Origin of the sequence: Streptomyces tyrfis (assembly GCF_037034285.1) — a bacterium.
In the GTDB taxonomy this organism is placed as follows: domain Bacteria; phylum Actinomycetota; class Actinomycetes; order Streptomycetales; family Streptomycetaceae; genus Streptomyces.
Window position 1 is genome coordinate 15,367 of the sequence record NZ_JBAGJZ010000056.1, and the last position, 25,488, is coordinate 40,854.

Below are 25,488 nucleotides of genomic sequence, written 5' to 3' on the forward strand. Positions count from 1 at the left end.
GGTGTTGCGGGTGGTACAAAGAAGCCCCGCTCGACTGTCGTGACACCGCGGGATCCATGCCCGATTCGCTCCTTTCTGTAGAGTTCAGGGGGTCTTGCCCGACTCGCTGGACCCCACGGAATCGCGGGGGAGACCGGAACGGGCACCGGACCGCACGAAGGGGGACGTGCTGATGAGCCAGCCGCCCGGCCAGCAACCGCCGCAGGGAGGCTTCGGCGCACCGCAGGAGCCGCCGCAGGGGAACCCGCAGCCCGCGCAGGGGAATCCCCAGCCGCCCCAGGGGCCGCCGCAGACCCCGCCGCCCCCGCAGACCCAGCCGCCCACCCAGCCGGGGCACGGATTCCCCCAGGTCCCCGGGCACGCCCCGGGCCCGACGCCCGGTCAGGCGCCCGGCCAGGCCCCGGGTTACGGCTACCCCCAGCAGCCCGGCCCGTACCAGCAGCAGCCCGGGCCCTACGGCCGGCAGCCGGGTCCGTACGGTCAGCAGCCGAACCCGTATCAGCAGCAGCCCGGCCCGTACGGCCAGCAGCCGGGTCCCTACGGTCAGCAGGCCGGTCAGGGCCACCCGCAGCAGCAGTTCGCCGGCGCGCCCGCCCCCGGCGGGCAGGGCGGGGACGGCGGCTCCGCCAAGCGCAAGCCCGCGCTGATCGTCGGCGCCGCGGCCGCCGCGCTCCTGGTGATCGGCGGTGGCGTCTACTTCGCCACGAGCGGGGACGACGGGGACAAGAAGCCCGTCGCGGAGAAGAGCGAGGCCGGCGGGCCGAGCGCGTCGCCGTCCGTCGACCAGGGGGACGGCAAGGGAGACGGCCGCGAGGTCGACGAGGACCTCAACGCCGGGCGCAAGCCGGGCGAGGCCAAGGTCCTCTGGCTGATGAAGAACGACGTCGACCTGCCCCGCAACGGCTCCGACGTGTACGGTCCCTGGGTCGTCGGCGACACCGTCGTCAAGGGCATGTACCGCGGCATATCCGGCTACTCGGTGGCCGACGGCAAGCGGAAGTGGACCGTGGACCTGCCCGCCGACCTGTGCGCGGCGCCCGCCCGGACCACCACCGACGGCAAGATCGTCATCGGCGTCAAGAACGGCACCACCAGCAAGGCCGACTGCGCCGACCTCCAGATGATCGATCTGAGGACCGGCAAGGCCGGCTGGAAGAAGTCGATCAAGAAGAACGGCATCTGGGACCTGATGTCGGACATCTCGCTCGCCATCAGCGGGGACACCGTCACCGTCGCCCGCACCGGCAACTCCAACGCCTTCCGGGTCAGCGACGGCACGGAACTCTTCGGCAAGCAGCCCGGCGACTGCCAGCCGTACGCCTTCGCCGGCGGCCCGAAGCTGATCGCCGCGTCCAACTGCCGCACCGGCGACGTCGACAACCCGCAGCAGCAGATCCAGGAGATCGACCCGGTCAGCGGCAAGGCCCGGTGGACGTACCGGGTCAAGCGCGGCTGGGAGGTCGACCGGGTCTACTCGGTGAGCCCGCTGGTCGTCTCGCTGAAGAAGGAGAAGGAGTGGAGCATCCTCTCCCTCCGGGAGAACGGCACGTTCCGTTCCGGGCTGATCAGCGACAAGGGCGACACCTTCGCCCCGGACTGCGGCAGCGCCTTCGCCGTCTTCGGCAAGTCCCTGGACGGCTGCACGGGCGTCGCCGCCGACGCCGACACCTTCTACATGGCCACCGCGCCGGGCAGCGGCCTCGCCCGCACCAACAAGGTCGTGGCGTTCGACCTGAACACCGGGAAGCCCAGGTGGAAGGCCGCAGCCCCGGCCGAGCACGTCGTGAAGCCGCTGCGCATGGAGGGCTCCGACGTGCTGCTCTACGTCGAGGCCGGTTACAACAAGGGCGGCGGCATCGCCACCCTCGCCCCCACCGGCGGCGCCCCGAAGACCCTGTTGCAGCACCCCGCGTCGACGTCCCGGATCGAGAGCACCTTCTACAACGCGAAGGTCGTCTACGAGGACGGCCGGTGCATCGTCGCCAGCGGCCGGGTCAGCGCGAGGAACGACAAGGAAGAGCTGGAGACGAAGACCATGATGGCCTTCGGCAACTGACGGCCCACGCGGGCTCCCGGCGGCGCCGTCCGCCGGAGGCCCGCCGCCGGATCACGACCGGCGGCGACGACGGCACCCGCGGACGCCGCCGGTCCGACCCATCGACTCCCTTCCCCCCCCCCAGAGGTACGTACGTCATGACGCAGCCGCCCCAGCAGCCTCAGCCGGCCCAGCCGCCCAACGAACCGCCCCAGGGCGGCTTCGGCGCGCCCCAGGACCCCCCGCAGGGCGGTTTCGGCGCCCCGCAGGCCCCGCCGCCCGGTGGCTTCGGCGCGCCGACGCCCCCGCCCGCCGACGCCGCGCCCGCCCAGCCCGCCGACGCCGTGCCGCCCGCCGTGCCGGGCGCGGGAGCGCCGCAGGGTGGTTTCGGGGCCCCGCAGGATCCGCCGCCGGGCGGTTTCGGCGCACCGGCCCCGCCGCCCACCGTCACCGCCCAGCCCGCCGCGACCCCGCCGCAGGCGCCGCAGCAGCCCGGGCCGGGCTACGGCTACCCCGGCGGTCAGCCCGGCCAGCCGGGATACGGCTACCCGCAGGCCGGGGCGCCCCAGCCCGGCTACGGCTACCCGCAGGGGCTGCCGCCGGGCCGGCCGCCCCAGCAGGGCTACGGCTTCCCGCCCGGTCAGCCCCCGCAACAGGGTTACGGGTTCCCGCCCGGTCAGCCCCCGCAACAGGGTTACGGGTTCCCGCCCGGTCAGCCCCCGCAACAGGGTTACGGGTTCCCGCCCGGTCAGCCCCCGCAGCAGGGCTACGGCTACGCGACCGCCCCGACGCAGCAGCAGTACCCGCCGCAGCAGAACGGCGACGGAGGCCAGGGCAAGAAGTCCGGCACCCGGACCCGGATCATCGTCGCCGCGTCCGTCGCCGTGGCGCTGATCGTCGGCGGCGGCATCTGGTACGGCTCCAGCGGCGGCGGCGACAAGAAGAAGGACCAGGCCTCCCAGACCACCGGCGGCGCCGGCGAGGGCAAGGGCGGCGGCGGCGAAGCCCCCGACGGCGGCGGCAAGGAGAAGGCCCCGACGGACCCCAAGGCCCGGCTCGCCTTCCAGATGGCCGTGCCCGCCGTCACCGACGTCACCAGGGTCGACGGCTCCTGGCTGACCGACAAGACGTACGTGAAGACCGGCCTGAACGAGATCGTCGGCTACGACGCGGCCAAGGGCGCCAAGCTCTGGTCCGTCCCGCTGGCCGGCCAGCTCTGCGCCGCCTCCCGGCACATGTCGGAGGACTACAAGACGGCCGTCGTCTTCGAGCAGGGCAAGCGCACCAAGGACAAGAAGTACCAGCCGTGCAACCAGGTCGGCGCGCTCGACCTGAAGACCGGCAAGCTCATATGGAGCAAGTCGGTGACCGCCGCCACCAGCGGTGACGCACCGGTCCGGTTCGACGAGGTCACGGTCAGCGGCACCACCGTCGCCGCCGGCGGCACCGAGGGCGGCGCCGCCTTCGACCTGAACACGGGCGCCGAGCGCTGGAAACCGAAGGCCGCCACCGACGGCTGCTACGACCGCGGCTACGGCGGCGGCGCGGCACTCGCGGTGGTCCGCAAATGCGGCACGTACGACGACCCGCAGCTCGTCGTCCAGGCGCTGGACCCGGCCACCGGCGCCCCCATCTCCTCGTACAAGATGCCGCCCGGCGTCGACTACGCGAGCATCGTCTCCACCAAGCCGCTGGTCGTCGCCGCCGACGTCGGCGACACCGCCGGGGACGGCAGCGGCATCTCGGACTTCTTCTCGATCGACGCCTCCACCGGCAAGCTGCTCACCCGGATCGCGGCCGACGGCGACAAGTACGCCGCGCGCTGCGGCTCCACCAAGGTCGAGAGCTGCGCCAAGGTGGCCGTCGGCAACAACCGCATCTATGTGCCGACCGAGGACCACGAGGGCACCGGCGAATACGGCGACACCAACGAGATCGTCTCCTTCGACCTCACCACCGGCAAGCCCACCAGCGACCGGGCCGACGCGGGCGACCGGTACACGATGTTCCCGCTGCGCATGGACGGCGGCGACATCATCGCGTACAAGCTGCCCCCGTACGACAAGGGCGGCCAGATCGTCTCCATCGACGGCGCCACCTTCAAGCAGACCGTGCTGATGGAGAACCCGAACGACAAGCCCACCCGGGACCTGGAGAGAGGCTTCACGCCGGACTACTCCGAGATCGTCTACAGCGACGGGCACCTCTACCTGTCCAGCACCCTCGTGAGCAAGCCGCGCGGGTCCCTGGACACGGGCCGGCGCCTGTTCGTCGGCTTCAGCAGGGGCTGACCGCCGGGCGCGGATCGCGGGGGCGGTGCCCGATCGCCGGGAACCGCCCTCGCCGGCCGCGCCCGCACGGCATCGGCGGCGGGCGATTGTAACAGCGCGTACCGGAGGTGACGAGTCATCAACTGGTCGCCGTTGACGCGCAGTCGGCCATCCGAGCCCTTTGGCCGATAAGGCGTCCGTGACGGCGGGTGAGCGTGTACCTTGCCGGGTCATGGTGGGCCGGGGGGTCTGGCGCCAGTGTTACGGGGGTGTGCTCGATGGGTGTGCGGCTCATGGTGATCGACGATCACCGTCTGCTCGCCGAGGCGCTCGCCTCGGCGCTGAAGCTGCGGGGTCACCGGGTGCTCGCGGCGGCCGCGCCGACCGCGGGGGCGGCGGAACTGGTGATCAGCAGGGCGCCGGAGGTCTGCCTGTTCGGCACCGCGGCCCCCGCCGAACCCGGCGTCTTCGACCCGATCGTCCGCATCCGCCGGGAACGCCCGCAGGTGGCCGTGGTGGTGCTCGGGCCGGTGCCCAGCCCGCGCGGGATCGCGGCGGCCTTCGCGGCGGGCGCCGCGGGATACGTCCGCCACGACGAGCGGATGGAGGGCGTCGAGCGGGCGATGGCCAAGGCCCGCGCCGGGGAGTCCGCGGTGGCGCCGCAGCTCCTCCAGGGGGCCTTCGCCGAACTGCTCGACCCGGCCGCCGCACCGGACGACGAGGGGCAGCGGCTGCTGAGGACGCTCACCCCGCGCGAGGTCGAGGTGCTGATACGGGTCGCGGAGGGCGAGGACACCCGGCTGATCGCGGCCGGGATGCGGATCGCCTCCAGCACCGCGCGCACGCATGTGCAGCGGGTGCTGATGAAGCTGGGCGTCGGCTCCCGGCTGGAAGCGGCGGCGCTCGCGGCCCGCACGGGACTGCTGGACCGCGTCGCGCCGGGCCCGACGACGGGACGCCCGGGCACGGACTGACGCCGGGCTCCTTCCTTTCTCCTTCCTCCCTCCTTCATCCGCTTCCTCCTCCTTCCTTCATCCGTTTCCTCCTCCGCCTCCATCCCGTCATTGACGCTCTTGTTGAGTTGTGGTTCATTGTGTTCGATTGTGTTTGGAGGAGTCTGGTGAAGAAGACGGCAACGACGCTCGCCGACGGCCGGGAGCTGCTCTACTACGACCGCCGCGACGACGCCGTGCGCGACGCCGTCGACCGGCGGCCCCTCGGCGCCGTCTCGACCTCGTCGGAGATCCGCCGGGATCCGTTCCTCGGCGACAGCGTGGCCATCGCCTCGCACCGGCAGGGCCGCACGTACCACCCGCCGGCCGACGAATGCCCGCTCTGCCCCTCGCGGGACGGCCGGCTCAGCGAGATCCCCGAGGCGGACTACGAGGTCGCCGTCTTCGAGAACCGCTTCCCCTCGCTCGCCGGCGACTCCGGGCGCTGCGAGGTGGTCTGCTTCACCGCCGACCACGACGCCTCGTTCAAGGACCTCGCCGAGGAGCAGGCCGCCCTGGTGCTGGCCGCATGGACCGACCGCACCGCCGAACTCGCCCGGCTTCCCCAGGTCGAGCAGGTCTTCTGCTTCGAGAACCGGGGCGCCGAGATCGGTGTCACGCTCGGCCATCCGCACGGGCAGATCTACGGGTACCCCTTCGTCACCCCCCGCACCGAACTGATGCTCCGTTCGACGGCCGCCCACCGCGCCGCCACCGGCCGCAACCTCTTCGAGGACGTGGTGGCCCGCGAGGAGGCCGACGGCACGCGGGTCGTCCTCTCCGGTGAGCACTGGATCGCCTTCGTGCCGTACGCGGCCCACTGGCCGTACGAGGTGCACCTCCACCCCCGCCGTCGCGTCCCCGACCTGCGGGAGCTGGACGACGCGGCGCGCGCGGAGTTCCCGCGCCTCTACCTGGAACTCCTGCGGCGCTTGGACCGGATCTTCGGCCCCGGCGAGCCGCCGACCCCGTACATCTCGGCCTGGCACCAGGCTCCGTTCGAGGCCCCCGGCAGGGAGGACTTCGGACTTCACCTGGAGCTTTTCACCATCCGGCGCACCTCCGGCAAGCTGAAGTTCCTGGCGGGTTCGGAATCCGGCATGAACGTGTTCATCAACGACGTGCCGCCGGAGGCCGCGGCCCAGCGACTGCGAGAGGTAGCGAGCGCGTGAGCAAGCCGCAGAAGAAGTACCTGGTCACCGGCGGTGCGGGGTACGTCGGCAGTGTGGTCGCCCAGCATCTGCTGGAGGCCGGTCACGCGGTCACCGTCCTCGACGACCTCTCGACCGGGTTCCGGGAGGGCGTCCCCGAGGGGGCCGAGTTCATCGAGGGCCGGATCCAGGACGCCGCGAAGTGGCTGGACCCCTCCTACGACGGGGTGCTGCACTTCGCCGCCTTCTCGCAGGTCGGGGAGTCCGTCGCCGACCCGGAGAAGTACTGGGTGAACAACGTCGGCGGCTCCATGGCGCTGCTGGCCGCGATGCGGGACGCCGGGGTGCGGACCCTGGTGTTCTCCTCCACCGCCGCGACCTACGGCGAACCGGCCGCCACCCCCATCACCGAGTCCGACGCCACCGCGCCCACCAGCCCCTACGGCGCCACCAAGCTCGCCGTCGACCACATGATCAGCGGCGAGGCGGCCGCGCACGGACTGGCGGCGGTCTCGCTGCGCTACTTCAACGTGGCGGGCGCGTACGGCGGTTGCGGCGAGCGGCACAGCCCCGAGTCGCACCTCATCCCCCTCGTCCTCCAGGTCGCCCTCGGCAGGCGGGAGTCCATCGCCGTGTACGGCGACGACTACCCGACCCCCGACGGCACCTGCGTCCGCGACTACATCCACGTCGCGGACCTGGCCCAGGCGCATCTCCTCGCCCTGGGCGCGGCCGTGCCGGGCGAGCACCTGATCTGCAACCTCGGCAACGGCAACGGCTTCTCGGTGCGCGAGGTCATCGAGACCGTCCGCGAGGTCACCGGCCACCCGGTCCCCGAGACCGCGGGCCCGCGCCGGGCCGGCGACCCCGCCGTGCTGGTCGCCTCCGCCGCCACCGCCAGGGAACGGCTCGGCTGGACGCCGACCCGCTCCGACCTGGCCGGAATCGTCTCCGACGCCTGGACGTTCGCCCGCCGAGAGGAACACACCGCCCCATGACCGTGCACAGCGCGCCCGGCGAAGCCCGTACCTCGGCGGCCCCCGCCGACGGGGCGGCCGGGGCTCCCGCCGAGGCGGCCCAGCGGCCCGCCGCCGTCCTCCCCGCCGACCCGGCCGACGCCTTCACCGAGCTGTACGGCCGCGCCCCCGAGGGCGTCTGGGCGGCGCCCGGCCGGGTCAATCTGATCGGCGAGTACACCGACTTCAACGACGGCTTCGTGATGCCGCTCGCCCTGCCGCACACCGCGCGCGCCGCCGTGGCCCGCCGCACCGACGGCGAACTGCGGCTCCACTCGGCCGACGTCCCCGACGGGGTGATACGGCTCCGGATCGACGAACTGGCCCCGCGCCAGGGGCACGGCTGGGCCGCCTACCCGGCCGGGGTCGTCTGGGCGCTGCGCGCGGCCGGCCACCCGGTCACCGGGGCGGACGTCCACCTCGCCTCCACCGTGCCCACCGGCGCCGGGCTGTCCTCCTCCGCCGCCCTGGAGGTCGTCACCGCGCTCGCCCTGAACGACCTCTTCGGCCTCGGGCTCACCGCGTCCGAGCTGGCGCTCCTCGGGCAGCGCGCGGAGAACGACTTCGTCGGCGTGCCGTGCGGGATCATGGACCAGATGGCCTCCGCCTGCTGCACGGACGGCCACGCCCTGTACCTCGACACCCGCGACCTCGGCCAGCGCCAGGTCCCGTTCGACCTGGCCGCGCACGGGCTGCGGCTGCTGGTCGTCGACACCCGGGTCAAGCACGCGCTGGGCGACGGCGCGTACGCGCAACGGCGGGTCGGCTGCGAGGCGGGGGCCGCCGCGCTCGGCCTGCGCACCCTGCGCGAACTGCCGTACGAGGGCCTCGCGGCCGCGCTGGAGACCCTGTCCGCCGCCGGGGCGGACGAGTCGGTGGTGCGCTGCGTCCGCCATGTGGTGAGCGAGAACCACCGGGTGGAGCAGGTCATCGCGCTGCTCGACGCGGGCGAGGTCCGCGCGGCGGGCCCGGTCCTCGACGCCGGGCACGCCTCGCTCCGGGACGATCTGCGGGTCTCCTGCCCGGAACTGGACCTGGTGGTGTCGGCGGCGGGCGAGGCCGGGGCGCACGGCGCGCGGATGACCGGGGGCGGCTTCGGCGGCTCGGCGATCGTCCTGGTGGACGAGGCGCGGGCGGACGCCGTGGCCGGGGCCGTGACCGCGGCGTTCGCCTCCGCCGGGTACGCGGAACCGAGGATCTTCCCCGCGGTGCCCTCCGCGGGCGCCCGCCGCCTCGCCTGACCCCTCGCCCGCCCGGGAATCCTTCCCGCCCCCGGTCCGGTCCGCGCTCCGGCCCGCCCCCCGGCCCAGGCCCGCGCTCCGGCCCAGGCCCGCGCTCCGGCCCAGGCCCGCGCCCAGGCCCAAGCCCGTGCGCGGGCCGGTGTCGTCCACAGCCTGTGCACGGGCCGGCCGGACCCGCCGGGAACCCGGTGGGCGTCGGCCGGGTCCCCATTGGCCGATGGGGGACCGGTGTCGGCCAGTTCCGGGAATCGCCTTCCGCGCCGGTCGCCCGGCCTTACCCTGATGCAGAGCACCGGTGGGGGCCGGTGCCGATTCAGGGGTACGAGACAGTCGGGTACGGCGCCCGGGGCGGGGCGGCGGTCCACACACGGCGGCGGCCGTGGGGCCGCGCTCCAACTCCCCGGTCCGGGCGGCCGTACCCGCGCCGTTCCGTCCCTTCCTTCGGAGGGCCGGGATCCGGCCCGGCAGCAGAGGCGGCATGGGGGTGCCTGTGGCCCGTATCCGGGTTCTCGTGGTGGACGACCACCGCATTTTCGCGGAATCGCTCGCGGCGGCACTGGCCGCCGAACCCGACGTCGAGGTGTCGGCGGCCGGCAGCGGCCCCGCCGCGCTGCGGTGCCTGGAGCGCGCCGCCGCCGAGGGGCGCGGCTACGACGTGATGCTGGTCGACGCCGAACTCGGCGCCCTGGCCTCCGGGGGCCGCCGCGCACCCGTGCCGGTCCCCGGCAACGGGGAGAACCCGCCGGTGGACGGCATCTCGCTGGTCGCGGGCGTCCACTCCGCCCGGCCGTCCGTGCGCACGGTGGTGCTCGCCGAGAAGGACGACCCGCACCGGGCCGCCCTGGCGCTCCAGGCGGGGGCCTCCGGCTGGGTCGCCAAGGACTGCTCGCTGCAACGGCTGCTCACCGTCGTACGGGGGGTGCTGCGCGACGAGACGCACCTGCCCCCGGCCCTGCTCACCGGCGTCCTGCGCGAACTGACCGCCGCCCGCAAGCACCGCACCGAGAGCGAACGGCTCGTCGAGTCGCTGACCCCGCGCGAACGCGAGGTGCTGCGCTGCATGGTGGCGGGGCTGGGACGCAAGGCGGTCGCGGAGCGCCTCTTCCTCTCCCCGCACACGGTCCGCACCCATATGCAGAACGTCCTGGGGAAGCTGGGCGTGCATTCGACCCTGGCCGCGGTCGCGCTGGCGCGCCGGGCGGGCGTCGGTCCCGCCGACCTGGAGCCGGCCGGAGCGCCGCTACCCGGGGACGTTGTCGAACGGGGCGGTCAACTGGCGTAGCAGCCCGGCCAGTTCGCCGCGCTCCTGAGTGGAGAGCCGGCCCAGGATGGCGCGCTCCTGGGCCAGCAGCCCGGCCAGCGACTGGTCGGCCTTGTCGCGCCCCTCGGCGGTGAGCCGGACCAGCACGCCCCGGCGGTCGTTCGGATCGGGCAGCCGCTCGACGAGGTTCTTCTTGGCCAGCCGGTCGATCCGGTTGGTCATCGTGCCCGAGGTGACCAGGGTCTGGGTGAGCAGCTGACCGGGGGAGAGCTGATAGGGGGCGCCGGCCCGGCGCAGCGACGTCAGCACGTCGAACTCCCACGGCTCCAGGCCGTGCTCGGAGAACGCGATGCGGCGGGCCCGGTCCAGATGGCGGGCCAGACGGGAGACGCGGCTCAGCACCTCAAGCGGTTCCACGTCGAGGTCGGGGCGCTCGCGGCGCCATGCAGCGACCAGTCGGTCGACCTCGTCCTCCATGGGTTCAGTGTAGAGGATCTGTCGACATGAAGTCTCTTGAGTTCGAGTGTCTTGAGTTGAAGTATCTTGACATCGAGGTAAATTCTTCGCGATGCTGGCCGCATGACCGCACCCCTCTGGGATCCGCAGCAGTACCTGCGCCACGCCGACCACCGCACCCGCCCCTTCCACGACCTCCTGGCCCGCGTCCCCGAGCCGCCCACCGCCCCGGGCGCCACCCCCGCGCCCCGCGTCGCCGACCTCGGCTGCGGCGCCGGAAACGTCACCGTCCTGCTCGCCGACCGCTGGCCCCGCGCCCGCATCACCGGCTACGACAACTCCCCGCAGATGTTGGAACGGGCCCGCGCCCACGCCGGACCCCTGCTCGACTTCGCCGAGGCCGACGCCACGACCTGGACCCCCGCAGAGCCGTACGACGTGATCGTCTCCAACGCCCTGCTCCAATGGGTCCCCGGCCACCTCGCACGCCTCCCCCTCTGGCTGGACGCCCTCACCCCCGGCGGCACGCTCGCCCTCCAGGTCCCCGGCAACTTCGACCAGCCCACCCACGTCCTGATGCGGGAACTGACCGGTTCCCCGCGCTGGCGCGACCGCCTCGGCGGAGTGCTGCGCCACGCCGACGCCGTGCCCGAACCCGCCGTCTACCTCGACACCCTGACCGGCCCCGGCGTCACGGCCGACGTCTGGGAGACCACCTACCTGCACCTGCTGACCGGCGAGGACCCGGTGCTCGACTGGATGAAGGGCACCGGCCTGCGCCCCGTCCTGACCGCCCTCGACGACGACCCCGGGGCCCGCGAGGAGTTCCTCGCCGCCTACCGCGACCTGCTGCGCACCGCCTACCCGGCCGGCCCGCACGGCACGGTCCTGCCGTTCCGCCGCATCTTCGCCGTCGCCCACAAGGAGAACCGGTGATCAACGCCCTCGACCACGTCCAGCTGGCCGCCCCCGCCGGCTCCGAGGACGCGCTGCGCGCGTACTACGCGGACGCCCTCGGCCTGACGGAGATCCCCAAACCCCCGGCGCTCGCGGCCCGCGGCGGCTGCTGGTTCCAGACGGGTCCCGTCCAGCTCCACCTCGGCATCGAGAAGGACTTCCGCCCGGCCCGCAAGGCCCACCCCGGCCTGCGCGTCACCGGCATCGAGGACTACGCCGCCCGGCTCCGGGCGCACGGCGCGGAGGTGAGCTGGGACGACTCCCTGCCCGGACACCGGCGCTTCTTCAGCCACGACCCGGTGGGCAACCGCCTGGAGTTCCTGGAGCCGACGGAAACGAGCTGACGGAAACGGATCCGACGGAAACGCGCCCGACCGAAGCGGCCCGGTGGGGGCGGGGCCGACGGGCCGGTGAAGGGCTGACGCGCCGGGCGCGTCAGAGCTCCTTCAGCGCTTCCAGCGTGATGTCGACGTCGATCGGAAACGGGACGTGCGTCTTCAGCCGGTCGTGGTGGATCCCCGTCAGGGCGTACGCCTTCGACACCGGATCCAGCTCGTAGACCCGCACCACCGGGTGCTGATCGGTGCCCGCCACATCCACCAGCCAGAAGTTCGGAATGCCGGCCGCCGCGTACTTCTGCGGCTTGGCGTCCCGGTCGCGGGCCTCGGAGTCGGGCGAGACCACCTCGACGGCGAGCAGGACGTCGGCCGCCTGGAAACGAGTCTGCTCGAAACCCGTCAGAGCGTCCTCATGGACGACGGAGACGTCCGGCTCGGGGCCGTTGCGATGGTCGAGGACCACCGTCATCTCGCGTTCGATCTTCAGCTCGCCCGGCACCGTGCTGCGCAGCCCGTTCACCAGGAGGTCGATCATCTTGGCGTGGAAACGCCGCTGCGGACTCACGAAGACCAGGCTCCCGTCGATCAGCTCGGTGTGCGGCGGGAGATCGGGCAAGGCGAACAGGTCGTCCACCGTGTATCCGTCCTGGGGCGGCACCGGCCAGCGGCTGCTGTGCCCGGTGATCGGCTCGGCGGTCATGGTTCCTCCCATGGACGGGATTCTCGGCCCTGTGAACCACGGTACGGGCCGGTTCCCCCCTCCGTCATCAGGACGAGTGATCACGGTGCGTCGCGGCTGACGGACGAGCACGGCCCGCCCCCGCGGCCGCGCCCCGTTCAGCTCTTGCGGTGTCCTATCAGCCGGGGCTTCGACTCCAGGTTCTCCAGACCGTGCCAGGCCAGGTTCACCAGATGGGCCGCGACCTCCGCCTTCTTCGGCTTGCGCGCGTTCACCCACCACTGACCGGTCAGCGCGACCATGCCGACCAGCGCCTGCGCGTACAGCGGAGCCAGCTTCGGATCGAAGCCGCGGGCCTTGAACTCCAGGCCCAGGATGTCCTCCACCTGCGTGGCGATGTCACTGATCAGCGACGCGAACGTCCCCGTCGACTGGGCGACGGGGGAGTCGCGGACCAGGATGCGGAACCCGTCCGTGTACGTCTCGATGTAGTCGAGCAGCGCGAACGCCGCCTGCTCCAGCAGCTCACGCGGATGCCCGGCCGTCAGCGCACCCGTCACCATGTCGAGGAGACGGCGCATCTCCCGGTCCACGACCACCGCGTACAGCCCCTCCTTGCCGCCGAAGTGCTCGTACACCACCGGCTTCGAGACCCCCGCACGGGACGCGATCTCCTCCACCGAGGTGCCCTCGAAGCCCTTGTCGGCGAAGAGCGTGCGACCGATGTCCAGCAACTGCTCACGACGCTCCTTCCCGGTCATCCTGACCCGGCGGGCCCGCCGGCCCGAGGAGGAACGGTTGTTCTCGCTGCTGGTACTGGAGTCGGTCGCCACGTCGTCAATCATGCCGCGTCGCCGCGTGCCGGGTCGCGGCGGGCACCGATACGCCGGGACGCGATCCGGGCCGAGTCCGGCCACCGCACGTCGTACGCCCACCCCAGCCGCTCGAACCAGCGGATCAGCCGGGCACTCGAATCCACCTGCCCCCGCTCCACCCCGTGCCGCGCGCTCGTCGGATCCGCGTGATGCAGGTTGTGCCACGACTCCCCGCAGGACAGCACCGCCAGCCACCACACGTTCCCCGACCGGTCACGCGACCGGAAAGGCCGCTTCCCCACCGCGTGACAGATCGAGTTGATCGACCACGTCACATGGTGCAACAGCGCCACCCGCACGAGCGACCCCCACAGGAAAGCGGTCGCCGCACCCCACCACGACATCGTCACCAGACCGCCCACCAGCGGCGGAACGGCCAGCGACACCACCGTGAACGTGACGAAGTGACGGGACACCGCGCGCATCGCCGGATCCTTGATCAGATCGGGCGCGTACTTCTGCTGCGGCGTCTGCTCGGCGTCGAACATCCAGCCGATATGCGCCCACCACAGCCCCTTCAGCAGCGCCGACAACGACTCGCCGAACCGCCACGGCGAATGCGGATCGCCCTCCGCGTCCGAGAACCGATGATGCCTGCGATGATCCGCCACCCACCGCACCAACGGCCCCTCCACCGCCAGCGAACCCGCCACCGCCAGCGCGATCCGCAACGGACGCCGCGCCTTGAACGAACCATGCGTGAAATGGCGGTGGAAACCGACCGTGATGCCATGACACCCGATGAAGTACATCGCCACCAGCAGCCCCAGATCCAGCCAGCTCACCCCCCACCCCCAGGCCACCGGCACCGCCGCCACCAGAGCCGCGAACGGCACCACGATGAACAGCAGAAGAGCGATCTGCTCGACCGACCGCTTGCTGTCCCCGCCCAGCGTGCCGGACGGAAGGACCTGATCACCGGCCGACGACGGATCCGCGTCGTCGATCACGGCGGGGCTGGTGTTCATGACGAGTCCCCTGGGGATGAGAAATACGACGGACAGTCCTGGCTACGGTTCCGTAACCTACGGTCACGTAAGTATGGCAGCGCGAAGACCCGCCGCACGAGAGCGCGACGGGCCACGCGGCCGGGGAAAACCCGAACGGGCCGCCAGCGATGCCGACGGCCCGGACACCTATCCTGGTGGAGTCGGACAGCGCGGTCCGCACTCCGCATTCCCGGGTGGCGCCGGCACCGCTGCCGGCCGCGGCCCCGGAGACCCCGTGCCCGCGTGCCTCCCGCCACCACCCACGTGGGGGAACCGCAACGCGACGCACCTCCTCATTCACTGCAAGGAGCCGCACACTGTGAGCAGTGCCGACCAGACCCCCGCCGCCAGCCCCGAGCTGCGCGCCGACATCCGCCGCCTCGGCGACCTGCTGGGCGAGACCCTCGTACGCCAGGAGGGCCGGGAACTCCTCGACCTCGTCGAACAGGTCCGCGCCCTGACCCGCACCGACGGCGAGGCCGCCGCCGCCCTCCTCGGCGACACCGACCTGGAGACCGCCGCCCGCCTCGTCCGGGCCTTCTCCACCTACTTCCACCTCGCCAACGTCACCGAGCAGGTCCACCGCGCCCGCGAGATGCGCGACCGGCGCGCCGCCGAGGGCGGAGTCCTCGCCCGCACCGCCGACCGCCTCAAGGACGCCGACCCGCAGCACCTGCGCGAGACCGTCAAGAACCTCAACGTGCGGCCCGTCTTCACCGCCCACCCCACCGAAGCCGCCCGCCGCTCCGTCCTCAACAAGCTCCGCCGCATCGCCGAACTCCTCGAAACCCCCGTCATCGACGCCGACCGGCGCCGCCAGGACCTCCGCCTCGCCGAGAACATCGACCTCATCTGGCAGACCGACGAACTCCGCGTCGTCCGCCCCGAACCCGTCGACGAGGCCCGCAACGCCATCTACTACCTCGACGAACTCCACACCGGCGCCGTCGGCGACGTACTGGAGGACCTCGCCGCCGAACTCGAACGCGTCGGCGTCGAACTCCCCGCCGGCACCCGCCCCCTCACCTTCGGCACCTGGATCGGCGGCGACCGCGACGGCAACCCCAACGTCACCCCCGACGTCACCCGCGACGTCCTGATCCTCCAGCACGAACACGGCATCACCGACGCCCTCGAACTCATCGACCACCTGCGCGCCCAGCTCTCCAACTCCATCCGCTACACCGGCGCCACCGACGAACTCCTCACCTCCCTCCAGACCGACCTCGAACGCCTCCCCGAGATCAGCCCCCGCTACAAGCGCCTCAACGCCGAGGAGCCCTACCGGCTCAAGGCCACCTGCATCCGCCAGAAGCTCCTCAACACCCGCGAACGCCTCGCCGGCGGCACCCCCCACCGCCCCGGCTGCGACTACCTCGGCACCGCCGACCTCCTCGCCGACCTCGCGCTCATCCAGACCTCCCTGCGCGAACACCGCGGCGGACTCTTCGCCGACGGCCGCATGGACCGCACCATCCGCACCCTCGCCGCCTTCGGCCTCCAACTCGCCACCCTCGACGTCCGCGAACACGCCGACGCCCACCACCACGCCCTCGGCCAGCTCTTCGACCGGCTCGGCGAGGAATCCTGGCGCTACGCCGACATGCCCCGCGAATACCGGCAGAAGCTCCTCGCCAAGGAACTCCGCTCCCGCCGCCCCCTCGCCCCCACCCCAGCCCCCCTCGACGCCGCCGGACAGAAGACCCTCGGCGTCTTCCACACCGTCAAGGAAGCCTTCGAACGCTTCGGCCCCGAAGTCATCGAGTCCTACATCATCTCCATGTGCCAGGGCGCCGACGACGTCTTCGCCGCCGCCGTCCTCGCCCGCGAAGCCGGACTCCTCGACCTCCACGCCGGCTGGGCCAAGATCGGCATCGTCCCCCTCCTGGAGACCACCGACGAACTCCGCGCCGCCGACGTCATCCTCGACGACATGCTCGCCGACCCCTCCTACCGCCGCCTCGTCTCCCTCCGCGGCGACGTCCAGGAGGTCATGCTCGGCTACTCCGACTCCTCCAAGTTCGGCGGCATCACCACCTCCCAGTGGGAGATCCACCGCGCCCAGCGCCGCCTCCGCGACGTCGCCCACCGCTACGGCGTACGCCTCCGCCTCTTCCACGGCCGCGGCGGCACCGTCGGCCGCGGCGGCGGCCCCTCCCACGACGCCATCCTCGCCCAGCCCTGGGGCACCCTCGAAGGCGAGATCAAGGTCACCGAACAGGGCGAGGTCATCTCCGACAAGTACCTCATCCCGGCCCTCGCCCGCGAGAACCTCGAACTGACCGTCGCGGCCACCCTCCAGGCATCCGCCCTGCACACCTCGCCCCGCCAGTCCGACGAAGCCCTCGCCCGCTGGGACGCGGCCATGGACACCGTCTCCGACGCCGCCCACGCCGCCTACCGCACCCTCGTCGAGGACCCCGACCTCCCCGCCTACTTCTTCGCCTCCACCCCCGTCGACCAGCTCGCCGAACTCCACCTCGGCTCACGCCCCTCCCGCCGCCCCGACTCCGGCGCCGGACTCGACGGACTCCGCGCCATCCCCTGGGTCTTCGGCTGGACCCAGTCCCGCCAGATCGTCCCCGGCTGGTACGGCGTCGGCTCCGGCCTCAAGGCCCTGCGCGAAGCCGGCCTCGACACCGTCCTCGACGAAATGCACGAACACTGGCACTTCTTCCGCAACTTCATCTCCAACGTCGAGATGACCCTCGCCAAGACCGACCTGCGCATCGCCCGCCACTACGTCGACACCCTCGTCCCCGACGAGCTCAAGCACGTCTTCGACACCATCGAGGCCGAACACGCCCTCACCGTCCAGGAAGTCCTCAAGGTCACCGGCGCCTCCGAACTCCTCGGCACCAGCCCGGTCCTCCAGCAGACCTTCGCCATCCGCGACGCCTACCTCGACCCCATCTCCTACCTCCAGGTCTCCCTGCTGGCCCGCCAGCGCGAAGCCGCCGCACGCGGCGAGGACCCCGACCCCCTGCTCGCCCGCGCCCTGCTCCTCACCGTCAACGGAGTCGCCGCCGGCCTCCGCAACACCGGCTGACCGACACCCCCACCCGGGGCAGGCCCCGCCACCCCGACACAACCCACAACCGCACAACCCACGACACAACACACCGCGGCAGCGCCACGACCACACGGCGCTGCCGCGGCGTCACACCATCGACATCGCGTCACCCCGTCACAACGCGAAGAACACCGACACCAACAGAACCACCCCCGCGATCCCCGTCCCCCACGCCACCCGCGACAACCGCATCCCCCCACCGATCACCAACGCCGCCAACAACAACGCACCGCCCAACGGCACCCACGCCAGCAGAAAACCCGGCACCCCCGCACGCACCACCTCATCCGTCCCCGGCCGCACCACCACCGGAAAACGATCACCACGCCGCGCCCCGACCGACTTCTCGACCGACACCCGGGCCCGCCCCACCGCCTCCCCCGACGGCACGAACGGCCCCGTGCACACCTCCGCACCACACCCCGTCACAGTCATCGACCCGTGCTCACGCCCCTTGGACAGCACGACGTGCTGCGCCGCGTCCCACGAGGACCGCACCCCCGCGACGAGCAGCAACAGCACCACACAGCCCATGGCAGCCGTACGGGCATGGACCAGGGCGCGGTGGGAGGAGCTCCGCTTCATGGGGAGCGATCCTTGGACAGACCGGCGCGCCGGTCAACTCAAGACCGAAAACCACCGCCATACCAGCCGAAATGTCCACAGTCGCGCCCCGGCCGCCCGGCCCCCGAAGCCGCGCCCCGGCCGCCCGGCCCCCGAAGCCGCGCCCCGGCCGCCCGGCCCCCGAAGCCGCGCCCCGGCCGCCCGGCCCCCGGAGCCGCGGACAGGGCCCGGGAGCCCGTACCGCCCGAGCTCAGGAGTTGTACGCGCCCTGTGCCCGCTCCAGCCCCTCCGCCAGCAGACACTCCACCGAGTCCGCCGCCCGGTCCACGAAGTACGCCAGCTCCTTGCGCTCCGCCGACGAGAAGTCCTTCAGCACGAAATCCGCCACCGGCATCCGCCCCGGCGGCCGGCCGATCCCGAACCGCACCCGGTGATAGCCCGCACCCAACGACTTCGTCATCGACTTCAGCCCGTTGTGCCCGTTGTCGCCGCCGCCCAGCTTCAGCCGCAGCGTCCCATAGTCGATGTCCAGCTCGTCATGGACCGCCACGACCCGCTCCGCCGGCACCTTGTAGAAGTCGCACAGCGCCGACACCGGACCACCGGACAGATTCATGAACGACATCGGCTTCGCCAGCACCACCCGCCGGCTCGACGGCCCGGGCGGACCCATCCGGCCCTCCACCACCTGCGCCTGCGCCTTCTGCGCCCGCTTGAACTTCCCGCCGATCCGCTCGGCGAGCAGATCGACGACCATGAACCCCACGTTGTGCCGGTTCGCCGCGTACTCCGGCCCCGGATTGCCCAGCCCCACGACGAGCCAGGGGGCGGTGACGTCGGACATCTGCGCTCGGTCTCCTCGCATACGGACGGCCCCGGACACCCCGGACGGCCTCGATCAGCAGAAATCAGCAGAAATCAACAGAAAAACGGGGCGGCGGATCCCGGACACCGGAACCGCCGCCCCGTCAGTGAAGCGCTACGGACGAGGCTCAGGCCTCGGCGCCCTCTTCCCCAGCACCCTCGGCGGCCGGCTCCTCGGCCTGCGCGGCCACGACCTGCAGCACGATGGCGTCCTCGTCACCGGCCAGCACGGAACCCTTGGGCAGCGGGATGTCCTTGGCGTGGACGGACGCACCCGCGTCCAGACCCGCGATCGAGACCGTGACGGACTCGGGGATGTGGGTGGCCTCGGCCTCGACCAGCAGGGTGTTCTGCACGTACTCCAGCAGGTTGCCGCCCGGGGCCAGGTCGCCCTCGACGTGCACCGCGACCTCGACGTTGACCTTCTCGCCGCGCTTGACCGTCAGCAGGTCGACGTGCTCCAGGAAGCCCTTCAGCGGGTCGCGCTGCACGGCCTTCGGGATGACCAGGGCGTCCTTGCCCTCCAGCTCCAGACCGATCAGCACGTTCGGGGTCTTGAGCGCCATCATCAGGGCGTGGCCCGGCAGCGTGATGTGAACCGGCTCGGCACCGTGACCGTAGACGACCGCGGGAACCTGACCCGCACGACGGGCCCGACGGGCGGCGCCCTTGCCGAACTCGGTACGGGCCTGGGCGGCGAGCTTGACCTCAGCCATGACTGCACTCCTCGTAGGATGACAACACTCGGACGGTCACCCGGCCCACGACAGGCCTGCTACGAAGAGCGCGTCGATAACGGACCGCCGTACACACGAGTACGGCCTCCCTCGCCGAGCAACTCGTCGAGTCTACCCGGCGCGGAGGCCGCACCCCAAAGTGGATCTACCGCGAAGCGGATCCGTCGCGTCACACCACCGGACTACTGCTCCTCGAAGAGGCTGGTGACCGAACCGTCCTCGAACACCTCGCGCACCGCGCGCGCGATCGTCGGCGCGATCGACAGCACCGTGATCTTGTCCAGCTCCAGCTCACCCGGCGTCGGCAGCGTGTCCGTGAAGACGAACTCGCTCACCTTGGAGTTCTTCAGCCGGTCCGCGGCCGGACCCGACAGCACACCGTGCGTCGCCGTCACTATGACGTCCTCGGCGCCGTGCGCGAACAGCGCGTCGGCCGCGGCGCAGATCGTGCCACCGGTGTCGATCATGTCGTCGACCAGGACACAGACCCGGCCCTTCACATTGCCGACCACCTCGTGGACCGTCACCTGGTTGGCGACGTCCTTGTCACGACGCTTGTGCACGATCGCCAGCGGCGCGTCCAGCCGGTCGCACCAGCGGTCCGCGACCCGCACCCGGCCCGCGTCCGGCGAGACCACCGTCAGCTTCGAACGGTCCACCTTCGCGCCGACGTAGTCCGCCAGGATCGGCAGCGCGAACAGGTGGTCCACCGGGCCGTCGAAGAAGCCCTGGATCTGGTCCGTGTGCAGATCCACGGTGAGAATCCGGTCGGCGCCCGCCGTCTTCATCAGATCCGCGATCAGCCGCGCCGAGATCGGCTCACGGCCACGGTGCTTCTTGTCCTGCCGGGCGTAGCCGTAGAACGGCACGATCACCGTGATGGAGCGGGCCGACGCGCGCTTCAGCGCGTCCAGCATGATCAGCTGCTCCATGATCCACTTGTTGATCGGGGCGGTGTGGCTCTGGATCAGGAAGCAGTCGGCGCCGCGGGCGGACTCCTGGAAGCGGACGTAGATCTCACCGTTGGCGAAATCGAAGGCCTTCGTCGGCACGAGACCGACACCCAGCTGGTGTGCGACCTCCTCGGCAAGCTCGGGGTGGGCGCGGCCGGAGAAGAGCATCAGTTTCTTCTCGCCGGTCGTCTTGATCCCGGTCACAGCACAGTCTCCTCAGACGTGTTCCTGGCACCGCGCGCATGTGTCCCGATGTGCGACGAGCCAGCCGAAATGGGGTGAGCACCTATCACGTTACGCCGTGCACGGCGTACCTGTTTCCGGTCAGCTTTCGCCCTCGTGCTCCGCCGCAGCCGACTGGGCCGCCTGCGCGGCGGCGCTCCCGGGACGCTTACGGGCCACCCAACCCTCGATATTCCTTTGCTGGCCACGGGCGACGGCCAGCGAGCCCGGCGGCACGTCCTTGGTGATGACCGAGCCCGCCGCGGTGTAGACGCCGTCCCCGACCGTGACGGGAGCCACAAACATATTGTCCGAACCGGTACGGCAGTGGGAGCCGATCGTGGTGTGGTGCTTGGCCACACCGTCGTAGTTCACGAACACGCTCGCGGCGCCGATGTTGGTGTGGTCGCCGATCGTCGCGTCGCCGACGTAGCTCAGATGCGGAACCTTGGTGCCCTCGCCGATCACGGCGTTCTTCATCTCGACGTACGTGCCGGCCTTGGCCTTCGTCCCGAGGTTCGTGCCCGGCCGCAGATACGCGTACGGGCCGACCGTCGCGCCCTCGCCGATCACCGCCCCGTCCGAGACCGTGTTGTCCACGCGCGCGCCCGGGCCCACGCGGGTGTCCTTGATCCGGGAGTTCGGGCCGACCTCGGAGTCCTCCGCGAGATGCGTGGCGCCGAGCAGCTGGGTGCCCGGGTGCACGATCACGTCCCGCTCGTAGGTGACGGTGACGTCGATCAGCGTGGACGCCGGGTCGACGACGGTCACCCCGGCCGTCATGGCCCGCTCCAGCAGCCGCTGGTTCAGCAGCCGCCGCGCCTCGGCCAGCTGGACGCGGTTGTTGATGCCGAGGATCTCGCGGTGGTCGCCGGCGACGCAGGCGCCGACCCGGTGACCGGCCTCCCGCAGGATGGACAGCACGTCGGTGAGGTACTCCTCGCCCTGGCTGTTGTCCGTGCGGACCTTGCCGAGCGCGTCCGTGAGCAGCCGGCCGTCGAAGGCGAACACCCCGGAGTTGATCTCCCGGATCGCCCGCTGGGCGTCGCTCGCGTCCTTGTGCTCGACGATCTCGGTGACCGCGCCGTCGGCCGGGTCGCGGACGATCCGCCCGTAGCCGGTGGAGTCGGGGACCTCGGCGGTCAGCACGGTGACGGCGTTGGCGTCGGCGGTGTGCGTCGCCGCGAGCGCGGCGAGCGTCTCGCCGGACAGCAGCGGGGTGTCGCCGCAGACGACGATCACGGTGCCCTCGACGGTCCCGCCCAGCTCGTCGAGCCCGACGCGCACGGCGTTGCCGGTGCCCCGCTGCTGGGCCTGGTACGCGGTGCGCAGCCGGTCGTCCAGGGCGGTGAGGTGCGCGGTGACCCGCTCGCTCTCGTGGCCGACGACCACGACGAGGTGGGCCGGGTCCAGCGCGCGGGCGGCTGCGACGACGTGTCCGACGAGCGAACGCCCGGCGATCTTGTGCAGGACCTTGGGAGTCTTCGACTTCATGCGGGTGCCCTCACCCGCTGCGAGGACGACGACGGCTGCCGGGCGTTCGGAGCTCACGGAAATGCCCTTCGGCTTCGGGTGGTGGACATCCGAAGGATACCGGGGGGTCTGTGGGGCGTCGGCGGGTGGACGGGTGGGCGGACAGATGGGCGGACATGCGTGCGGGCCCCGACCTTGGCGGTCGGGGCCCGAGGGTGAAGCTCCCCCACCAGGATTTGAACCTGGACATACGAGACCAAAACTCGCAGTGCTGCCTGATTACACCATGGGGGATTATTCCCGACTAAACCGGACATCTTGCTGGCCTGTCGGGCTGGCACCCAACACTATGCCGTACCAAGTGCCTTCTACGCGACGATAGAGTTCGGCGCTTTTGATCACGTAGATGATCAAGCAGCCGCGGTATGTCTCGGCGGTGTTCTTGCGGACTGTCCTGGGGTTGTGCTTTTTCAGGGTCGCCTTCTGGAAGGAGGTGACGGGGACGCCTGTCAGATCGGCCCAGAAGCGCTCGGCCCCAGCGACGTCCGCCGACTCGTGGATGCTGACCCGGAGGTGCAGGCGCTCGCGTGTGACCCCCAGCAGTTCGAGCCAGCGCAGGTACAGCGTGATCACGTTGGGGTCGCTGTTGATGAAGAGGAGGCTTTCGCGGCGGCTGTACGTCTTGTCCTTGGCGCCTTCGGCCCAGTAGAGCGTGACGCCTGCGAGGAAGAGTTCCCGGTCCGACAGCTCGCCGACGGCGGCGCATGCCTGAGCCTTGGTCCTCCGGCGATCCTCGTCCTGGGCGGCGCGCAGGCGTGACAGGCCGGCATTCATGAGCGCTCGGCGTTCTTCGTCCGTATAGCGCGGCTCCGGCTTCGGCAGGTCCCGTACCCACAGGGAGATCGAACTCTTCGAGCAGCCCAGTTCCACCTGGATCTGGTCGTAGGTCATTCCCTGGAGCCGTAGCTCCCGGGCCTTTGCGCGCAGGTCGTCCTTGGCGTTGGGGCGTTTCGTCCACTCGGGGGCGGGCTCTCCCTGGACGAGGCGGTTCAGGATGTCGTTGTTGTCGATGTGCAGGCGGTCGCGGATCTGGCGGCGGCTGAGTCCCGCCCGGCGGAGGGCGACGGCCTGGGCGCGCAGGCCCTCGAAGTCGGCGTACTTGCTCGTGATTTCCGTCATGTGCCGAGCGTCGTCCGGAATGCGGACGTCCGGTGCGAAAGCCTGCTCGATTCACCTTTTCAAGCGATACGTGACTGTTCTGTCCCCGTTCGGCGGACACGCGTGCTGTCCAGGTCGCCCGAAAATGAGGTGCGTGCGCCCGTAGTCTGGACGGCATGACCGCAACGGGGGAACACCGGGAAGCCGTGGGTGAGACCGCCCGCGGCTATGCGTGGTGGCAACGGCGGCGGAGTGTCGCACTGGATGTCGGGCTGGCGATCCTGTCGGCCCTGGAATGCGCGTTGGAAGGGGTGGACTTCGCCGCCAACGCCGCGCTGCCGGTGCCGGTGGGCGTGCTGTTCGGGCTGGTCGCGGGGTCCGTGCTGGTGGTGCGGCGGCGCTGGCCGATCGTCGTGGTGCTGGTGGCGGTCGCGACGACGCCCGCCCAGATGGGCTTCCTGATGGGCCTGGTCGGGCTCTACACGCTGGCCGCGTCGGAGGTGCCGCGCAGGATCACGGCGGTGCTGGCGGGGATGTCCTTCACCGGGTCGTTCATCGTCACCTATGTACGGATGCGGCAGAGCGTCGCCGAGCAGGCCGATTTCGGGCCGGGCGACGGGTACGTGCCGCTGATCGCCCTCTTCATGTCGTTGGGGCTGACCGCGCCGCCCGTGCTGTTCGGCCTGTACATAGGGGCCCGGCGGCGGCTGATGGAGAGCCTGCGGGAGCGGGCGGACTCGTTGGAGCGGGAGCTCTCGCTGCTGGCCGACCGGGCCGAGGAGCGGGCCGAGTGGGCGCGGGCGGAGGAGCGCACCCGGATCGCCCGCGAGATGCACGACGTGGTGGCGCACCGGGTGAGCCTGATGGTGGTGCACGCCGCCGCGCTCCAGGCGGTGGCGCCGAAGGATCCGGCGAAGGCGGTACGGAACGCGGCGCTGGTCGGTGACATGGGGCGGCAGGCGCTCACGGAGCTGCGGGAGATGCTGGGGGTGCTGCGGGCGGGGGAGCCGGTGGCGCCCCGGTCGGCGCAGGCGCCGTTGGCGTCGGTGGGCCGGGCGGCGGCCGCGGCCGCCGCGGCGGCGGTGGATGAGGGGCCTCGGCTGGCCGAGGTGGAGAAGCTGGTCGGGGAGTCCCGGGCGGCCGGGATGACGGTGGAGCTGTCGGTGCACGGCGAGGTCCGTTCGTACGCGCCGGAGGTCGAGCAGACCGCGTACCGGGTGGTGCAGGAGGCGCTGACGAACGTGCACAAGCACGCGGCGGGTGCGAGGGCGTGGGTGCGGCTGGCGCATCGCGGCTCGGAGGTCGCGATGCAGGTGGAGAACGGTCCGTCGGACGCCGCGACGGCGGATGCCGGGCTGCCGAGCGGGGGGAACGGGCTGGTCGGCATGCGGGAGCGGGTGTTGGGGCTCGGGGGTGTGTTCGTCTCGGGGCCGACGGACGCGGGGGGTTTCCGGGTGTCGGCGGTGCTGCCGGCCGAGGGGGCCGCGTCGGCCTGACCGGGCCGGGCGCGGGCGGGACGGGTGCACCGGTGGGCGAGGGCGCGGCCTGGCCGGGGCCGGCCGGTCGTCGGGGGCGGTGCTCGGGCGGTGTCCGGCCGGCGCTCGGACGGTGTTCAGGCGGTGTCCGGCAGGTGTCCGGCAGGTGTTCAGCCGGCGGTGAGGCGTTCCGGCTGGATGCCGGTGACGAGTGCGGTCAGGGCCTGGTCGATGTCCGGGCCGAGGTACCAGTCGCCGGTGTGGTCGATGCTGTAGACGCGGCCGTCGGCGTCGATCGCGAGGACCGCCTGGCCTTCGCCCTCCTCGCCCAGGGGGCTGAGCTCGGTCTCCAGGGCCCGGCCGAGGTCGTTGAGGGTGCGGGCGAGGTGGAGGCCGCTCATGGGGTCTATGCGCACCGGGGCCGGTGCGATCTGCCGGCCGGGGGCGGCGGCCCTGATGTGCAGGCCGCCGAATTCCGCCCAGGCCTCCACGGCCGCGGGGAAGACGGCGTGCTGGTGGCCGGCGGGCGACCGGTGCGCGCGCAGGGCGTCGGCCCATTCCTCGGCCCGGCGGATGTCCCAGCGGCCGGGCTGCCAGCCCGCGGTGCGCAGGGCGGTGTCGACGGGGGTGGGGAAGCGGGGCGTGGCGGGGTGGCCGTGGGGCGCGGGGGCCGTCGGTGCGGGGAGGTCGGTTCGGTCGTGCATCGGCG

Annotated in this window: 22 protein-coding genes; 11 read left to right on the forward strand and 11 right to left on the reverse strand. The window is 71.8% G+C overall.

All coding sequences use genetic code 11. The features are described 5' to 3' along the window. Positions 1–172 precede the first annotated feature (172 nt). From WA762_RS30825 to WA762_RS30855, 7 genes are all read left to right on the forward strand, one after another. Positions 173–2,056, forward strand: coding sequence for an outer membrane protein assembly factor BamB family protein (locus WA762_RS30825; RefSeq protein WP_335940114.1), 1,884 nt, complete (start codon positions 173–175; stop codon positions 2,054–2,056). Between the two features lie 137 nt (positions 2,057–2,193). Further along, positions 2,194–4,326, forward strand: coding sequence for an outer membrane protein assembly factor BamB family protein (locus tag WA762_RS30830; RefSeq protein ID WP_335940116.1), 2,133 nt, complete (start codon positions 2,194–2,196; stop codon positions 4,324–4,326). Positions 4,327–4,583: 257 nt separating this feature from the next. After that, positions 4,584–5,279 (forward strand): helix-turn-helix transcriptional regulator, encoded by a 696-nt coding sequence (locus WA762_RS30835; protein ID WP_335940118.1) that lies wholly within the window; start codon positions 4,584–4,586, stop codon positions 5,277–5,279. A 146-nt stretch (positions 5,280–5,425) separates the two neighbouring features. Beyond that, entirely contained in the window at positions 5,426–6,469 is a 1,044-nt protein-coding gene (gene galT / locus WA762_RS30840) for a galactose-1-phosphate uridylyltransferase (RefSeq protein ID WP_335940120.1), read from the forward strand. Next, positions 6,466–7,446 carry a UDP-glucose 4-epimerase GalE gene (galE, locus tag WA762_RS30845; RefSeq protein ID WP_335940122.1) on the forward strand — a complete coding sequence of 327 codons (981 nt, stop codon included), beginning with the start codon at positions 6,466–6,468 and terminating at the stop codon, positions 7,444–7,446. The genes galT and galE overlap by 4 nt, the downstream gene beginning before the upstream one ends. Next, positions 7,443–8,705, forward strand: a complete 1,263-nt coding sequence (gene galK / locus WA762_RS30850) for a galactokinase (protein ID WP_335940124.1) — start codon at positions 7,443–7,445, stop codon at positions 8,703–8,705. The genes galE and galK overlap by 4 nt, the downstream gene beginning before the upstream one ends. Before the next feature lie 478 nt (positions 8,706–9,183). Next, positions 9,184–9,987: a response regulator transcription factor gene (locus tag WA762_RS30855; RefSeq protein ID WP_335940126.1), complete on the forward strand. Its 804-nt coding sequence runs from the start codon at positions 9,184–9,186 to the stop codon at positions 9,985–9,987. Here WA762_RS30855 and WA762_RS30860 read toward each other — a convergent pair. Further along, on the reverse strand, positions 9,946–10,443 hold the full coding sequence (locus WA762_RS30860) for a MarR family winged helix-turn-helix transcriptional regulator (RefSeq protein WP_335940128.1): 498 nt from the start codon (positions 10,441–10,443) through the stop codon (positions 9,946–9,948). The genes WA762_RS30855 and WA762_RS30860 overlap by 42 nt on opposite strands. 102 nt (positions 10,444–10,545) lie before the next feature. On the opposite strand from WA762_RS30860, the gene WA762_RS30865 reads away from it, so the two are divergent. Both WA762_RS30865 and WA762_RS30870 read left to right on the forward strand, forming a co-directional pair. Next, the gene (locus WA762_RS30865; protein ID WP_335940130.1) at positions 10,546–11,358 is read left to right on the forward strand and encodes a trans-aconitate 2-methyltransferase; all 813 of its coding nucleotides are present in this window, start codon (positions 10,546–10,548) and stop codon (positions 11,356–11,358) included. Then, entirely contained in the window at positions 11,355–11,723 is a 369-nt protein-coding gene (locus WA762_RS30870; RefSeq protein ID WP_335940132.1) for a VOC family protein, read from the forward strand. Before WA762_RS30865 ends, WA762_RS30870 begins: the two co-directional genes overlap by 4 nt. 91 nt (positions 11,724–11,814) lie before the next feature. Here WA762_RS30870 and WA762_RS30875 read toward each other — a convergent pair whose 3' ends face one another. The 3 genes from WA762_RS30875 to WA762_RS30885 all read right to left on the reverse strand — a co-directional run bounded on the left by WA762_RS30875 (position 11,815) and on the right by WA762_RS30885 (position 14,239). Then, the gene (locus tag WA762_RS30875; RefSeq protein WP_335940171.1) at positions 11,815–12,417 is read right to left on the reverse strand and encodes a Uma2 family endonuclease; all 603 of its coding nucleotides are present in this window, start codon (positions 12,415–12,417) and stop codon (positions 11,815–11,817) included. Between the two features lie 137 nt (positions 12,418–12,554). Next, the gene (locus WA762_RS30880; protein ID WP_335940134.1) at positions 12,555–13,241 is read right to left on the reverse strand and encodes a TetR/AcrR family transcriptional regulator; all 687 of its coding nucleotides are present in this window, start codon (positions 13,239–13,241) and stop codon (positions 12,555–12,557) included. After that, positions 13,238–14,239, reverse strand: a complete 1,002-nt coding sequence (locus tag WA762_RS30885) for an acyl-CoA desaturase (protein ID WP_335940136.1) — start codon at positions 14,237–14,239, stop codon at positions 13,238–13,240. The genes WA762_RS30880 and WA762_RS30885 overlap by 4 nt, the downstream gene beginning before the upstream one ends. Before the next feature lie 340 nt (positions 14,240–14,579). Here WA762_RS30885 and ppc point away from each other — a divergent pair, with 340 nt between their 5' ends. Further along, a complete protein-coding gene (ppc, locus tag WA762_RS30890) occupies positions 14,580–17,309 on the forward strand; it encodes a phosphoenolpyruvate carboxylase (RefSeq protein WP_335940138.1) in 2,730 nt (909 codons plus the stop codon). 138 nt (positions 17,310–17,447) lie between these two features. Here ppc and WA762_RS30895 read toward each other — a convergent pair whose 3' ends face one another. From WA762_RS30895 to WA762_RS30920, 6 genes are all read right to left on the reverse strand, one after another. After that, on the reverse strand, positions 17,448–17,918 hold the full coding sequence (locus WA762_RS30895) for a hypothetical protein (RefSeq protein WP_335940140.1): 471 nt from the start codon (positions 17,916–17,918) through the stop codon (positions 17,448–17,450). 229 nt (positions 17,919–18,147) lie between these two features. Beyond that, on the reverse strand, positions 18,148–18,741 hold the full coding sequence (gene pth / locus WA762_RS30900; RefSeq protein WP_335940142.1) for an aminoacyl-tRNA hydrolase: 594 nt from the start codon (positions 18,739–18,741) through the stop codon (positions 18,148–18,150). A 148-nt stretch (positions 18,742–18,889) separates the two neighbouring features. Then, complete coding sequence (locus WA762_RS30905; RefSeq protein WP_335940144.1) at positions 18,890–19,477, reverse strand: 50S ribosomal protein L25/general stress protein Ctc; 588 nt, start codon at positions 19,475–19,477, stop codon at positions 18,890–18,892. 203 nt (positions 19,478–19,680) lie between these two features. After that, entirely contained in the window at positions 19,681–20,655 is a 975-nt protein-coding gene (locus WA762_RS30910) for a ribose-phosphate diphosphokinase (RefSeq protein WP_335940145.1), read from the reverse strand. Positions 20,656–20,775: 120 nt separating this feature from the next. Continuing rightward, positions 20,776–22,224: a bifunctional UDP-N-acetylglucosamine diphosphorylase/glucosamine-1-phosphate N-acetyltransferase GlmU gene (gene glmU, locus WA762_RS30915; protein ID WP_335940146.1), complete on the reverse strand. Its 1,449-nt coding sequence runs from the start codon at positions 22,222–22,224 to the stop codon at positions 20,776–20,778. A 216-nt stretch (positions 22,225–22,440) separates the two neighbouring features. After that, entirely contained in the window at positions 22,441–23,325 is an 885-nt protein-coding gene (locus WA762_RS30920) for a hypothetical protein (protein ID WP_335940148.1), read from the reverse strand. Positions 23,326–23,480: 155 nt separating this feature from the next. On the opposite strand from WA762_RS30920, the gene WA762_RS30925 reads away from it, so the two are divergent. Beyond that, positions 23,481–24,800, forward strand: coding sequence for a sensor histidine kinase (locus WA762_RS30925; RefSeq protein WP_335940150.1), 1,320 nt, complete (start codon positions 23,481–23,483; stop codon positions 24,798–24,800). Positions 24,801–24,949: 149 nt separating this feature from the next. On the opposite strand, the gene WA762_RS30930 is transcribed toward WA762_RS30925, so the two are convergent. Then, positions 24,950–25,483 (reverse strand): SUKH-3 domain-containing protein, encoded by a 534-nt coding sequence (locus WA762_RS30930; protein WP_335940152.1) that lies wholly within the window; start codon positions 25,481–25,483, stop codon positions 24,950–24,952. Positions 25,484–25,488 lie beyond the last annotated feature (5 nt).

Bases quoted from the DNA above. Each gene is read 5' to 3' on its own strand.
- WA762_RS30895 (WP_335940140.1), bottom strand. From the start codon at position 17,918: ATGAAGCGGAGCTCCTCCCACCGCGCCCTGGTCCATGCCCGTACGGCT.
- WA762_RS30855 (WP_335940126.1), top strand. From the start codon at position 9,184: ATGGGGGTGCCTGTGGCCCGTATCCGGGTTCTCGTGGTGGACGACCAC.
- WA762_RS30880 (WP_335940134.1), bottom strand. From the start codon at position 13,241: ATGATTGACGACGTGGCGACCGACTCCAGTACCAGCAGCGAGAACAAC.
- WA762_RS30885 (WP_335940136.1), bottom strand. From the start codon at position 14,239: ATGAACACCAGCCCCGCCGTGATCGACGACGCGGATCCGTCGTCGGCC.
- WA762_RS30920 (WP_335940148.1), bottom strand. From the start codon at position 23,325: ATGACGGAAATCACGAGCAAGTACGCCGACTTCGAGGGCCTGCGCGCC.
- WA762_RS30825 (WP_335940114.1), top strand. From the start codon at position 173: ATGAGCCAGCCGCCCGGCCAGCAACCGCCGCAGGGAGGCTTCGGCGCA.
- galK (WP_335940124.1), top strand. From the start codon at position 7,443: ATGACCGTGCACAGCGCGCCCGGCGAAGCCCGTACCTCGGCGGCCCCC.
- WA762_RS30930 (WP_335940152.1), bottom strand. From the start codon at position 25,483: ATGCACGACCGAACCGACCTCCCCGCACCGACGGCCCCCGCGCCCCAC.
- WA762_RS30925 (WP_335940150.1), top strand. From the start codon at position 23,481: ATGACCGCAACGGGGGAACACCGGGAAGCCGTGGGTGAGACCGCCCGC.
- WA762_RS30875 (WP_335940171.1), bottom strand. From the start codon at position 12,417: ATGACCGCCGAGCCGATCACCGGGCACAGCAGCCGCTGGCCGGTGCCG.
- WA762_RS30835 (WP_335940118.1), top strand. From the start codon at position 4,584: ATGGGTGTGCGGCTCATGGTGATCGACGATCACCGTCTGCTCGCCGAG.
- WA762_RS30865 (WP_335940130.1), top strand. From the start codon at position 10,546: ATGACCGCACCCCTCTGGGATCCGCAGCAGTACCTGCGCCACGCCGAC.
- WA762_RS30860 (WP_335940128.1), bottom strand. From the start codon at position 10,443: ATGGAGGACGAGGTCGACCGACTGGTCGCTGCATGGCGCCGCGAGCGC.
- WA762_RS30905 (WP_335940144.1), bottom strand. From the start codon at position 19,477: ATGGCTGAGGTCAAGCTCGCCGCCCAGGCCCGTACCGAGTTCGGCAAG.
- pth (WP_335940142.1), bottom strand. From the start codon at position 18,741: ATGTCCGACGTCACCGCCCCCTGGCTCGTCGTGGGGCTGGGCAATCCG.
- WA762_RS30830 (WP_335940116.1), top strand. From the start codon at position 2,194: ATGACGCAGCCGCCCCAGCAGCCTCAGCCGGCCCAGCCGCCCAACGAA.